The sequence below is a fragment of the Rhodanobacter sp. UC4443_H10 genome (genome assembly GCF_052978325.1).
In genome coordinates this window covers 27,820-41,737 of the sequence record NZ_CM129668.1, presented here as the reverse complement: position 1 = coordinate 41,737, position 13,918 = coordinate 27,820, and the positions used below count along the sequence as shown (strand labels likewise).

6 protein-coding genes are annotated in these 13,918 nt (G+C 64.4%); all 6 read right to left on the bottom strand.

The features are described from left to right. Positions 1–339: 339 nt before the first annotated feature. A complete protein-coding gene (tuf, locus tag ACVCMB_RS00195; RefSeq protein WP_395117250.1) occupies positions 340–1,530 on the bottom strand; it encodes an elongation factor Tu in 1,191 nt (396 codons plus the stop codon). Positions 1,531–1,688: 158 nt separating this feature from the next. After that, entirely contained in the window at positions 1,689–3,806 is a 2,118-nt protein-coding gene (fusA, locus tag ACVCMB_RS00190; RefSeq protein ID WP_395117261.1) for an elongation factor G, read from the bottom strand. A 191-nt stretch (positions 3,807–3,997) separates the two neighbouring features. Next, positions 3,998–4,465: a 30S ribosomal protein S7 gene (rpsG, locus tag ACVCMB_RS00185; RefSeq protein WP_007514548.1), complete on the bottom strand. Its 468-nt coding sequence runs from the start codon at positions 4,463–4,465 to the stop codon at positions 3,998–4,000. A gap of 207 nt (positions 4,466–4,672) precedes the next feature. Then, positions 4,673–5,047 carry a 30S ribosomal protein S12 gene (gene rpsL / locus ACVCMB_RS00180; protein WP_007083021.1) on the bottom strand — a complete coding sequence of 125 codons (375 nt, stop codon included), beginning with the start codon at positions 5,045–5,047 and terminating at the stop codon, positions 4,673–4,675. Positions 5,048–5,224: 177 nt separating this feature from the next. Next, positions 5,225–9,436, bottom strand: coding sequence for a DNA-directed RNA polymerase subunit beta' (rpoC, locus tag ACVCMB_RS00175; RefSeq protein ID WP_395117258.1), 4,212 nt, complete (start codon positions 9,434–9,436; stop codon positions 5,225–5,227). 154 nt (positions 9,437–9,590) lie between these two features. Further along, on the bottom strand, positions 9,591–13,754 hold the full coding sequence (gene rpoB / locus ACVCMB_RS00170; protein WP_395121355.1) for a DNA-directed RNA polymerase subunit beta: 4,164 nt from the start codon (positions 13,752–13,754) through the stop codon (positions 9,591–9,593). Positions 13,755–13,918 lie beyond the last annotated feature (164 nt).

Below are 13,918 nucleotides of genomic sequence, written 5' to 3'. Positions count from 1 at the left end.
CGATCACGTCGACTTGCGAAGGCCGATCCACGGCCAGCGAACTCGAAGCACGTCCTGTGCCTCATTTCGCGGTTGGTCGTCCAGAAACACGTCTGTCCGACAAGTGAGCTGCGAAGTATACCGGTAAATCCGGGATTAGTGAAGAGGTGCGAAACAACTTCGCCCTCGACTCGCCCCGGCGTGAACCGGCGCGGCGCAGCCGCGGCCGGTTCAACGGCGGGAGTTGTCCCGGCAGCGCGTGGTTCCGTTCGTCCCGCGACCCCGTGACCTTTACTTCAGCCATCCTCCCTGATGGCAAAGATCAAACCGGCATCCATGCCGGAATTCCCGCAAGAACCGTTACTTGATGACCTTGGCCACCACGCCGGCGCCGACGGTGCGACCGCCCTCGCGGATGGCGAAACGCAGGCCTTCGTCCATCGCGATCGGGTGGATCAGGCTCACCACCATCTTCACGTTGTCGCCCGGCATCACCATTTCCACGCCTTCCGGCAGGGTCACGGCACCGGTCACGTCGGTCGTGCGGAAGTAGAACTGCGGGCGGTAGCCCTTGAAGAACGGCGTGTGACGGCCACCCTCGTCCTTCGACAGCACATACACTTCGGCCTCGAAGTCCGTGTGCGGGGTGATCGTGCCCGGCTTGGCCAGCACCTGGCCACGCTCCACGTCGTCGCGCTTCAGGCCGCGCAGCAGCAGGCCGGCATTGTCGCCCGCCTGGCCCTGGTCCAGCAGCTTGCGGAACATCTCCACGCCGGTGACCGTGGTCTTCTGCGTGTCGCGGATGCCGACCACTTCGATTTCGTCGCCCACCTTGATCACGCCGCGCTCGATACGACCGGTCACCACGGTGCCGCGGCCGGAGATCGAGAACACGTCTTCCACCGGCATCAGGAACGGCTTGTCGATCGTGCGCACCGGCTCGGGGATGTAGCTGTCCAGCGCGTCCACCAGCTTGATGATCGCCGGCACGCCGATTTCGCTCTGGTCGCCTTCCAGCGCCTTCAGCGCCGAACCATGGATGATCGGGGTGTCGTCGCCCGGGAAGTCGTACTTGCTCAGCAGCTCGCGCACTTCCATCTCGACCAGTTCGAGCAGCTCGGCGTCATCGACCATGTCCGCCTTGTTCAGGAACACCACGATGTACGGCACGCCGACCTGGCGCGACAGCAGGATGTGCTCGCGCGTCTGCGGCATCGGGCCGTCCGCGGCCGAGCACACCAGGATCGCGCCGTCCATCTGCGCCGCACCGGTGATCATGTTCTTCACGTAGTCCGCGTGGCCGGGGCAGTCGACGTGCGCGTAGTGGCGGGTCGGCGACTCGTATTCCACGTGCGCGGTCGAGATCGTGATGCCGCGCGCCTTCTCTTCCGGCGCCGCGTCGATCGCGCTGTAGTCCTTGAATTCTCCACCGAAACGCTCGGCACCGACCTTCGTCAGCGCCGCCGTCAGCGTCGTCTTGCCGTGATCCACGTGACCAATCGTGCCGACGTTGACGTGCGGCTTGGTGCGTTCGAATTTACCCTTTGCCATGACTTGAGACCTCTAGCTGGAACGTTCGTCAGTGCGGCGTCCGCCGCGTCGCTTTCAACCTACGCGACCCGTCGAAGGTCGCACTGCTTTTCTTGAAGAGTACGGCCATGGATGGCCGCTGTTTGATCTTGCTCTTGCGATCAGGACGATCGCGCCAATCAGGCCTTCTTGATCACCTGCTCGGCGATGTTGTTCGGTGCCTCGGCGTAGTGGTCGAACTCCATCGTGAAGGTTGCACGACCCTGGGTCAGCGAGCGGATGGTGGTCGCATATCCGAACATCTCGCCCAGCGGAACCATCGCGTCGATGGTCTTGCCCGACGGCGTGTCGTCCTGGCCCTGAAGCAGGCCGCGACGGCGGCTCATGTCGCCCATCACGTCACCGACATATTCCTCCGGAGTCACCACCTCGACCTTCATGATCGGCTCGAGCAGCACCGGATTGGCCTTGTTGAAGCCCTGCTTGAACGCCATCGAGGCGGCCAGCTTGAACGCCATTTCCGACGAGTCGACGTCGTGGTACGAACCGAACACCAGCTTCACCTTGACGCCCACCACCGGGAACCCGGCAAGCGGACCGCTGGTGATGGTCTCGCGCAGGCCCTTCTCGACCGAGGGGATGAACTCCTTCGGGATTACGCCGCCGGTGATCTCGTTGACGAACAGGAAATCGTCCTTGACGTCCGGGCTCTTGCGCTCCTCTTCCGTCATCGGCGACAGCTCGATCACGACGTGGCCGTACTGACCCTTGCCGCCCGACTGCTTGGCGTGCTTGTAGTCCGACTTGACGTCCGAAGCGCGGATCGTCTCGCGGTAAGCCACCTGCGGCTTGCCGACATTGGCCTCGACGTTGAACTCGCGGCGCATGCGATCGACCAGGATGTCCAGGTGCAGCTCGCCCATGCCGGAAATGATGGTCTGACCGGATTCCTCGTCGGTACGGACGCGGAACGACGGATCTTCGGCAGCCAGGCGACCCAGCGCGATGCCCATCTTTTCCTGGTCCGACTTGGTCTTCGGCTCGACCGCCATCGAAATCACCGGCTCCGGGAACGTCATCCGCTCCAGGGTGATCACGTGATCCTGCGCGCACAGCGTGTCGCCGGTGGTCACGTCCTTGAGGCCGACCGCGGCGGCGATGTCGCCGGCACGCACTTCCTTCAGCTCGTGACGCTCGTTCGCGTGCATCTGCAGGATGCGGCCGATGCGCTCCTTCTTGCTCTTGACCGGGTTGTACACGGCATCGCCCGAGTTCAGCGTGCCCGAGTAGACACGGAAGAACGTCAGCGAGCCCACGAACGGGTCGGTCATGATCTTGAACGCCAGCGCGGAGAACGGCGCGGCGTCATCGGCCTTGCGCGTGGCCGCCTGCTCGTTCTCGTCGATACCGGCCACCGGCGGGCGGTCGGCCGGCGACGGCAACAGCTGCACCACGGCGTCGAGCATCGCCTGCACACCCTTGTTCTTGAACGCGGTACCGCAGAACACGGGAATGATCTCGTTGGCGAGCGTGCGCTGGCGCAGGCCGGCAATGATCTCCTCGGTGGAGAGGTCGCCGCCTTCGAGGTACTTGTTCATCAGTTCTTCGGTGGCTTCCGCAGCGGATTCCACCATGAAGGAATGCGCCTCGGCCGCCTTGTCGGCCAGCTCGGCGGGGATGTCGTTCAGCTCGAACTTCATGCCCTGGGTTTCCATGTCCCAGCTGATCGCCTTCATGCGCAACAGGTCGATCACGCCGGTGAAGTTGTCCTCGGCACCGATCGGCACCTGCATCGGCACCGGGTGGGCACCGAGGCGCGACTTCAGCTGGCCGACGACCTTCTCGAAATTGGCGCCGGTGCGATCCATCTTGTTGACGAACGCAAGGCGCGGCACCTTGTACTTGTTGGCCTGGCGCCACACGGTTTCGGACTGCGGCTGCACGCCACCGACCGCGCACAGCACGAATACGGCGCCGTCGAGCACGCGCAGCGAGCGCTCCACCTCGATGGTGAAGTCGACGTGTCCGGGGGTATCGATGATGTTGAAGCGATGCTGCTCCATCGAACCATCCATGCCCTTCCAGAAGGCCGTGGTAGCCGCGGAGGTGATGGTGATGCCGCGCTCCTGCTCCTGCTCCATCCAGTCCATGGTGGCCGCGCCGTCATGCACCTCGCCGATCTTGTGGCTGACGCCGGTGTAGAACAGGATGCGCTCCGTGGTCGTGGTCTTGCCGGCATCGATGTGGGCCATGATGCCGAAGTTGCGGTAGCGGTCGAGGGGAGTGTTGCGTGCCATGGATGATTACCTTTGCCGGGCAGCCCTGCCCCATGTCTGGACGCGGCCGTCCGGGCCGAGAGCTTGTGAGAAATCCGCCCTTGAAGGCGGCTTGCTTTTGGCCGCCATTGAAGCGGCCCGGTATCCCTGGTCCGCCATGGACGGCGGCTTTTGTCGCTCGCCGCCACTGTTTGGCGGCAAGCGCAACTCAATTACCAGCGATAGTGCGAGAAGGCCTTGTTGGCCTCGGCCATGCGGTGCGTCTCTTCACGCTTCTTGGCGGCGCCGCCGCGGCTTTCGGAGGCCTCCAGCAGCTCGGCAGCCAGCTTGCGCGGCATCGAGGTTTCGCCACGCTTGCGGGCAGCATCGATGACCCAGCGCATCGCCAGCGCCATGCGACGGCCCGGACGCACCTCGACCGGCACCTGGTAGGTGGCACCACCCACGCGGCGGGACTTCACCTCGACCGCCGGGGCGATGTTGTTCAGTGCCTTCTCGACCAGGGCCACCGGCTCGGCATTCTTTTCGCCGATGTGCTGCAGCGCACCGTAAACGATGCTCTCAGCCACGGACTTCTTGCCGCTCTTCATCACCATGTTGATGAAGCGGGCAATCAGCTGGCTGCCATGCTTGGGATCCGGCAGAACCAGACGGGCGGGATGTGAACCTTTGCGCGACATGTTTGTTGTCCGTTGTTTTCGCAGGCAACCCTGCCCGCACGAAAAGCAGCCGTTATGGCCGCATCGATGTTTTTGCAGGCATCCCGCCTGCGAAGCCAAAGCGCCCGTCCATGGCCGCACTTTCCAGATGTCTCACTCTTGCAGGTGCCCGACCCGGCAACCCGGGCGGTCGACCCTGCCCGCCTGCCTGCCTGGCAGGCCCGGGCGTTACTTCTTCGGGCGCTTGGCGCCGTACTTGGAACGCGACTGGCGGCGCTTGGTCACGCCGGCGCAATCGAGGCTGCCGCGCACCGTGTGGTAGCGCACACCCGGCAGGTCCTTGACACGGCCGCCGCGGATCAGCACCACGGAGTGCTCCTGCAGGTTGTGCCCTTCACCGCCGATGTAGCTGATGACCTCGAAACCGTTGGTCAGGCGCACCTTGGCGACCTTGCGCAGGGCCGAGTTCGGCTTTTTCGGGGTGGTGGTGTAAACGCGCGTGCAGACGCCGCGGCGCTGCGGGCTGCTCTGCAAGGCCGGCGAACCGCTCTTGTAGGTCTTGGGACTGCGGTTCTTGCGCACCAACTGGTTGACTGTCGTCATGCGTAGCTGTTCCTGAAAACATAAAGGCAGCCCGATCAAGCTCGGTCTGCCAAGAAGCGGGAATTTAACATGAGCCGCTTGCCATGGGCAAGCTGACGCCCTGCCGTCCTTGACCCGAACACGAGGCGCGTCCCTGCGCCTCATTTCGTATGTCAGCGAGTGAAGCCTCGAACGGGCTTACTCGGCACCACCATCTGCACCGGTCACCTCTGCGACCGGGGTCGCAGGCGTGGTTCCGGAAAGCGTCTCGAGCTCCGTGGCGGTCAAACCGCCCTGGCGACGACGCAATGCGTGGTACGCCAAGCCCGTGCCTGCCGGAATGAGACGGCCGACAATAACATTTTCCTTCAGGCCCCGCAAGGTATCACGGGTGCCGCGCACCGCAGCTTCGGTCAACACGCGGGTGGTTTCCTGGAACGAGGCGGCCGAAATGAACGACTCGGTCGCCAGCGAAGCCTTGGTGATGCCAAGCAGGATCGACTGGTATTCGGCCGGTCGCTCGCCCTTGGCCACGGCCCGCTCGTTCTCGGCGTTGATCCGCACGCGCTCGATCTGCTCTCCGCGCAGGTAATGGCTGTCGCCCGGCTCGACGATCTCGATCTTGCGCAGCATCTGGCGAATGATCGCCTCGATGTGCTTGTCGTTGATCTTCACGCCCTGCAGGCGATACACGTCCTGGATCTCCTTGACCAGGTAACCGGCCAGCGGCTCCACGCCCAGCAGGCGCAGGATGTCATGCGGACTCGGCTCGCCGTCGACGACGGTTTCGCCCTTCTCCACATGCTCGCCCTCGAACACGATGACCTGACGCCACTTCGGAATCAGTTCCTCGTGCTCGTTGCCGTCGACGTCCTTGATGACCAGGCGCTGCTTGCCCTTGGTGTCCTTGCCGAAGCTGACGATGCCCGAACGCTCGGCCAGGATCGCCGGCTCCTTCGGTTTGCGCGCCTCGAACAGGTCGGCCACGCGCGGCAGACCGCCGGTGATGTCGCGGGTCTTCGAGCTTTCCTGCGGAATGCGCGCGATCACGTCGCCCACGCCCACCTCGGCGCCGTTCTGGATCGACACGATCGCACCGGCCGGCAGGAAGTACTGCGCGGCAATGTCGGTGCCCGGCAGCTTCAGCTCGCGGCCCTTGGCGTCTTCCAGGCGCACGATCGGACGCAGGTCCTTCGCCTGCGCGCCGCGGCGCTTCGGATCGGTGACCACCGCCGACTCCAGGCCGGTGAGTTCGTCGGTCTGGCTCTGCACGGTGACGCCGTCGAGGAAGTCGATGAAGCGCACCACGCCGGCCACCTCGGTGACGATCGGATGGGTATGCGGGTCCCAGTTGGCCACGGTCTGGCCCGGCTTGACCGCCGCACCGTCCTTGACCGCGATGGTGGCGCCGTACGGCACCTTGTAGCGCTCGCGCTCGCGGCCGCTGGCGTCGATCACGCTCAGTTCGCCGGAACGCGACACCGCCACCAGATGGCCCTGCTTGTGCTGCACCGACTTCAGGTTGTTGTACTTCAGCGAACCGGTGGTTTTCACCGTCACGTTGTCCACCGCCGCCGCACGCGAAGCCGCACCGCCGATGTGGAAGGTGCGCATGGTCAGCTGGGTGCCGGGCTCGCCGATCGACTGCGCGGCCACCACGCCCACGGCCTCGCCCATGTTGACCAGATGGCCACGGGCCAGATCGCGGCCGTAGCACAGCTTGCACACGCCATGTTCGGCTTCGCAGGTGATCGGCGAACGCACCTTGATGATCTGCACGCCGGCCTTGTCCAGCTTCTCGACCAGTGCCTCGTTGAGCAGGGTGTCGCGGGTGACGATCGGCTGGTCGTCGTCGCCCGGAGCGTAGACGTCCTCGACCACCACGCGGCCGAGCACGCGGTCGCGCAACGGCTCGACCACGTCGCCGCCTTCGACGATCGGCTGCATGGTGATGCCGTCCTCGGTGCCGCAGTCGTCCATGGTGATGACCACGTCCTGCGCCACGTCGACCAGGCGACGGGTCAGGTAACCGGAGTTGGCGGTCTTCAGCGCGGTATCGGCCAGGCCCTTGCGGGCGCCGTGGGTCGAGTTGAAGTACTGCAGCACGTTCAGGCCTTCGCGGAAGTTGGCCTTGATCGGGGTCTCGATGATCGAGCCGTCCGGGCGCGCCATCAGGCCGCGCATGCCGGCCAGCTGGCGAATCTGCGCCACCGAGCCACGCGCGCCGGAGTCGGCCATGATGTACAGCGAGTTCATCGACTTCTGGTTGACCGTCTTGCCGTCGGCATCGACCACCTTCTCGGTGCCGATGCCGTCGATCATCGCCTTGGCCACCAGCTCGCTGGTGCGCGACCAGATGTCGACCACCTTGTTGTAGCGCTCGCCGGCGGTGACCAGACCGGACTGGTACTGCTGCTGGATCTCGACGACTTCCTTCTCGGCCTCTTCCAGGATCGGCTTTTTCTCGGCCGGAATCAGCATGTCGTCGATGCCGATCGAGATGCCCGAACGAGTCGCGTAGCGATAGCCGGCATACATCAGCTGATCGGCGAACACGACCGTGTCCTTCAGGCCCAGCAGACGGTAGCTGGAGTTGATCAGACGCGAGATGTTCTTCTTCGTCAGCTCGGTGTTGGCCAGCTCGAACGGGAGGCCCTCGGGCATGATCTCGGCCAGCAAGGCGCGACCGACCGTCGTATCGACGATCCTGGTCTGCTGCGTGCGGGTACCGTCTTCGGCGATGTGCACCAGCTTCATGCGCACCTTGACCTTGGCGTGCAACTCGACTGCGCGGTTGTCGTATGCGCGACGTGCCTCGCCAATGCCGGAGAACACCATGCCGGTGCCCTTGGCGTTGATCAGCTCACGGGTCAGGTAATACAGGCCCAGCACGACGTCCTGGGTCGGCACGATGATCGGCTCGCCGTTCGCCGGCGACAGGATGTTGTTGGTCGACATCATCAAGGTGCGCGCTTCCAGCTGCGCCTCGATCGACAGCGGCACGTGGACAGCCATCTGGTCGCCGTCGAAGTCGGCGTTGAACGCGGTGCAGACCAGCGGATGCAGCTGGATCGCCTTGCCTTCGATCAGCTTCGGCTCGAACGCCTGGATGCCGAGGCGATGCAGGGTCGGCGCACGGTTCAGCAGTACCGGATGTTCGCGGATCACCTCTTCGAGGATGTCCCACACCTGGGCCTCTTCGCGCTCGACCAGCTTCTTCGCCGCCTTGATGGTGGTGGCTTCGCCACGCGCCTGCAGCTTGGCGAAGATGAAGGGCTTGAACAGCTCGAGCGCCATCTTCTTCGGCAGACCGCACTGGTGCAGGCGCAGGGTCGGGCCGACCACGATCACCGAACGACCGGAGTAGTCCACGCGCTTGCCGAGCAGGTTCTGGCGGAAGCGGCCCTGCTTGCCCTTGATCATGTCGGCCAGCGACTTCAGCGCGCGCTTGTTGGTGCCGGTGATGGCACGGCCGCGGCGGCCGTTGTCGAGCAGCGCATCGACCGATTCCTGCAGCATGCGCTTCTCGTTGCGCACGATGATGTCCGGCGCATTGAGCTCGAGCAGCCGCTTCAGACGGTTGTTGCGGTTGATGACGCGGCGGTACAGGTCGTTCAGGTCGGAGGTCGCGAAGCGGCCGCCATCCAGCGGCACCAGCGGACGCAGATCCGGCGGCAGCACGGGAAGAACGGTCAGCACCATCCACTCCGGCTTGTTGCCGGATTCCAGGAACGCCTCGATCAGCTTGACGCGCTTGGTCAGCCGCTTCAGCTTGGTCTCGGAATTGGTGGAGGCGATCTCTTCCTTCAGGCGGATGACTTCGCCCGGCAGGTCGAGCGACTTCAGCAGGTGGAATACCGCCTCGGCACCCATCCGCGCGTCGAACTCGTCGCCGTGTTCCTCGGTCGCCTCCAGGTACTGGTCCTCGCTGAGCAGCTGGCCGCGCTCCAGCGCGGTCATGCCCGGGTCGATCACCACGAAGGCTTCGAAGTACAGGATGCGCTCGATGTCGCGCAGGGTCATGTCCAGCATCAGGCCGATGCGCGAGGGCAGCGACTTGAGGAACCAGATGTGGGCGGTCGGGCTGGCCAGCTCGATGTGGCCCATGCGCTCGCGACGCACCTTGGCCAGGGTGACCTCGGTACCGCACTTCTCGCAGACCACGCCGCGATGCTTCATGCGCTTGTACTTGCCGCACAGGCACTCGTAGTCCTTCACCGGACCGAAGATGGCCGCGCAGAACAGGCCGTCACGCTCCGGCTTGAAGGTACGGTAGTTGATCGTCTCCGGCTTCTTCACTTCACCGTACGACCACGAGCGGATCAGCTCCGGCGATGCGAGCGCGATCTTGATCGCGTCGAAATCCGGCGTCGCACGCTGCTGGTTGAAGAGGTTGAGCAAGTCTTTCATTTGAATCTCCGGTCGGAGCAAATTCTTGGGTCGAGGTCCGCGGTTCGAACAAGATCAGGTTCGCCGGATCCGGGGCCGGGACCGGGTTTGCTTTTGCAAATCCCGGCTTTTAACAGACGAATGTCTGGTAATCCCGTATCCCGAACCCCGTCAATCACTTGACCTCTTCCAGGTCGATGTTGATGGCGAGCGAGCGGATTTCCTTCACCAGCACATTGAAGGACTCCGGCATGCCTGCCGACATCTCGTGGTTGCCGTCGACGATGTTCTTGTACATCTGGTTGCGGCCCTGCACGTCATCGGACTTCACCGTCAGCATTTCCTGCAGGGTGTAGGCCGCGCCGTAGGCTTCCAGCGCCCAGACTTCCATTTCGCCGAAGCGCTGGCCGCCGAACTGCGCCTTGCCGCCCAGCGGCTGCTGGGTGACCAGCGAGTACGGGCCGGTGGAGCGTGCGTGCATCTTGTCGTCAACCAGGTGGTTGAGCTTCAGGTAATGCATGTAGCCCACGGTGACCGGGCGATCGAACGCCTCGCCGGTGCGGCCGTCGTACAGCGTGGTCTGGCCCGATTCGGGCAGATCCGCCAGCTTCAGCATCGCCTTGATCTCGGTCTCCTCGGCGCCGTCGAACACCGGCGTCGCCATCGGCACGCCTTCCTGCAGGTTGGTGGCGAGCGCCAGGATCTCCTTGTCGGTGAGCGACTTCAGGTCGACGTGCTGCACCGCGCCGGCGACGTGGGTGTTGTAGATCTGGTCGAGGAACTTGCGGATCTCGACCACCTTCTCCTGCGCCTCGAGCATCTTCTGGATCTTCTTGCCCAGGCCCTTGGCGGCCCAGCCCAGATGCACTTCCAGAATCTGGCCGATGTTCATGCGCGAAGGCACGCCCAGCGGGTTGAGGCAGATATCCACCGCCTCGCCGTTGGCCATGTACGGCATGTCCTCGACCGGCACCACGTTGGAAACCACGCCCTTGTTGCCGTGGCGGCCGGCCATCTTGTCGCCCGGCTGGATGCGGCGCTTCACGGCCAGGAACACCTTGACCATCTTCAGCACGCCCGGCGCGAGGTCGTCGCCCTGGGTGATCTTGCCCTGCTTCTCCTTGAAGCGCTTGTCGAACTCTTCCTTGTGGCGCTTGATCTGGTCGGCGGCACGCTCGAGGAACTCGGTGACGTCCTCGTCCTTGACGTTGATCTTGAACCAGTCGTCCTTCTTCAGGCCGTCGAGGTAGGCGTCGGTGATCTCGGTGCCGCGCTTGAGGCCGCCCGGACCGCTCTGTGCGGTCTTGCCGACCAGCTGGGTGCGCATGCGGCTGTAGATCGCGCCTTCCAGGATGCGGAACTGGTCGTCCAGATCCTTGCGCACCCGCTTGACCTCGGTTTCCTCGATCTGCTTGGCGCGCTTGTCCTTCTCGATGCCGTCACGGGTGAACACCTGCACGTCGATGACGGTGCCGTCCATGCCCGGCGGCACGCGCAAGGACGAGTCCTTCACGTCGGATGCCTTCTCGCCGAAGATCGCGCGCAGCAGCTTCTCTTCCGGGGTCAGCTGGCTCTCGCCCTTCGGCGTGACCTTGCCGACCATGATGTCGCCGGCCTTCACCTCGGCACCGATGTAGACGATGCCGGACTCGTCCAGCCGCGCCAGCGCCTGCTCGCCCACGTTCGGGATGTCGGCGGTGATTTCCTCGGCGCCCAGCTTGGTGTCACGCGCGATGCAGGACAGCTCCTCGATGTGGATCGAGGTGTAGCGGTCTTCCTGCACGACACGCTCGGAGAGCAGGATCGAGTCTTCGAAGTTGTAGCCGTTCCACGGCATGAACGCGATCAGCATGTTCTGGCCGAGCGCGAGCTCGCCCAGGTCGGTCGACGAGCCGTCGGCCAGCGTGTCGCCCTTTGCCACCACGTCACCGACGTTGACCAGCGGACGCTGGTTGAGGTTGGTGTTCTGGTTGGAGCGGGTGTACTTGGTCAGCGTGTAGATGTCGACGCCGGCGTCGTTGTCGCCCACCTCGTCCTCGTTCACGCGCACCACGATGCGCGCCGCGTCGACCTGGTCGATCACGCCGCCGCGCTTGGCCGAGACGATGACGCCGGAGTCGCGCGCCACGGCTCGCTCGACGCCGGTGCCGACCAGCGGGGTCTGCGAACGCAGGGTCGGTACCGCCTGACGCTGCATGTTCGCGCCCATCAGCGCGCGGTTCGCGTCGTCGTGCTCAAGGAACGGCACCAGCGCCGCGGCGACCGACACGGTCTGCATCGGCGAGACGTCCATGTAGTCCACTTCGGACGCCGGGCGCAGCTCGGATTCACCGCGGAAGCGGCAGGACACGAAGTCCTCGATGAAGGCGCCATGCTTGTCCAGCGGCGAGTTCGCCTGCGCGATCACGTGGTCGCCCTCCTCGATCGCCGACAGGTAATCGACCGTGTCGGTGACCTTGCCGCCGGCCACCTTGCGGTACGGCGTCTCGAGGAAGCCGTAGGCGTTGGTGCGCGCGTAAACGGCCAGCGAGTTGATCAGGCCGATGTTCGGGCCTTCCGGCGTTTCGATGGTGCAGACGCGGCCGTAATGGGTCGGATGCACGTCGCGCACCTCGAAGCCGGCGCGTTCGCGGGTAAGGCCACCCGGCCCGAGCGCGGAGACGCGGCGCTTGTGGGTAACTTCCGACAGCGGGTTGTTCTGGTCCATGAACTGCGACAGCTGCGAGGAACCGAAGAACTCCTTCACCGCCGCCGCGACCGGCTTGGCATTGATCAGGTCCTGCGGGGTCAGGCCATCGGCCTCGGCCAGGCTGAGGCGTTCGCGAACCGCACGCTCCACGCGCACCAGGCCGATGCGGAAGGTGTTCTCCGCCATTTCGCCCACCGAACGCACGCGGCGGTTGCCCAGGTGGTCGATGTCGTCCACGGTGCCGTGGCCGTTCTTGATGTCGATCAGCACCTTCAGCACGTCGAGGATGTCGGAGCTCTCGCCCTGCTCGGCGACCAGTCGCTGCGACTCCTCTTCCTTGCGCTCGCTGAAGTACTTGTAGTCGTACAGCACGCCCGGGCCGAGGATTTCCTTGCGGCCCACGCGGCGGTTGAACTTCATCCGGCCCACGCTCGACAGGTCGTAACGGTCGAAGGTGAAGAACAGGTTGAAGAACAGGTTCTGCGCGGCGTCCTTGGTCGGCGGCTCGCCCGGACGCATCATGCGGTAGATCTCCACCAGCGCCTCCAGCGGCGTCGTGGTGTTGTCGATGCGCAGGGTGTGCGAGATGTAGGCGCCGCGGTCCAGGTCGTTGACGTACAACGTCGGCACGATCTCGATGCCGGCCTTGCGGAAGTTCTCCAACTGCTCGGCGGTGATCTCGTCGTTCGCCGACGCCAGCAGCTCGCCGGTCTTGCTGTCGACGATGTCCTTCGCCACGATGCGGCCGACCGGATAGTCATCCGGTACTTCCAGCGCGGTGATGTTCTCGGCCGCCAGCTGGCGCACATGGCGCGCGGTGATGCGCTTGCCGGCTTCCACCAGCACCTTGCCGCCGATGGCCAGGTCGAAGCTCAGCGTCTCGCCGCGAAGGCGCTCGGCAACCAGCTCCAGCGTGGTGCCGCCCTTCTTGCCCAGGTGGAACACGTTGTGCTCGAAGAAGATGCCCAGCATCTCTTCGTTGTTGTAGCCGAGCGCACGCAGCAGCACCGTCACCGGCAACTTGCGGCGACGATCGATGCGGGTGAACAGCGCGTCCTTCGGGTCGAACTCGAAGTCCAGCCATGAGCCGCGGTAGGGGATCACGCGAGCCGAGAACAGCAGCTTGCCCGAGCTGTGCGTCTTGCCGCGGTCGTGGTCGAAGAACACGCCCGGCGAACGATGCAGCTGCGAGACGATCACGCGCTCGGTGCCGTTGATGATGAAGGTGCCGGTGTCGGTCATGAGCGGAATCTCGCCCATGTAGACCTCCTGCTCCTTGATGTACTTGACCACCTTCTTGGAGGCCGGGCTGTCCTTGTCGTAGATGACCAGGCGCACGGTGGTGCGCAGCGGTGCGCCGAAGGTCATGCCGCGGTTGCGGCATTCGCGCTCGTCGAACGCCGGCTCGCCGAGGCGGTAGTCGACATACTCGAGTGCGGCATTGCCCGAATAGCTGGAGATCGGGAACACCGACTTCAACGCGGCATGCAAACCCTTCTCGCCGCGTTGCTTCGGCGCGACGTGCTCCTGCAGGAACTCACGGTAGGAATCGGTCTGGATGGTCAGCAGGTTGGGCACGCCCAGTACGGGCGGACGCTTGCCAAAGTCCTTGCGGATGCGTTTCTTCTCGGTAAACGAGTAGGCCATGATCGGTAGCGCCTCGGTTCGCAGTGACGCCGGCGGTGCACACACCGGCTGAAGGGATGATTTGTCTTTGCCGGACGGCCAACGCCATCCGGGCCGGGGATTCGGGAATCGAGAATGGGGAATCGGTCAAGGCCCGAAGGCCGTTACTGACGATTCGCCATTCTCCA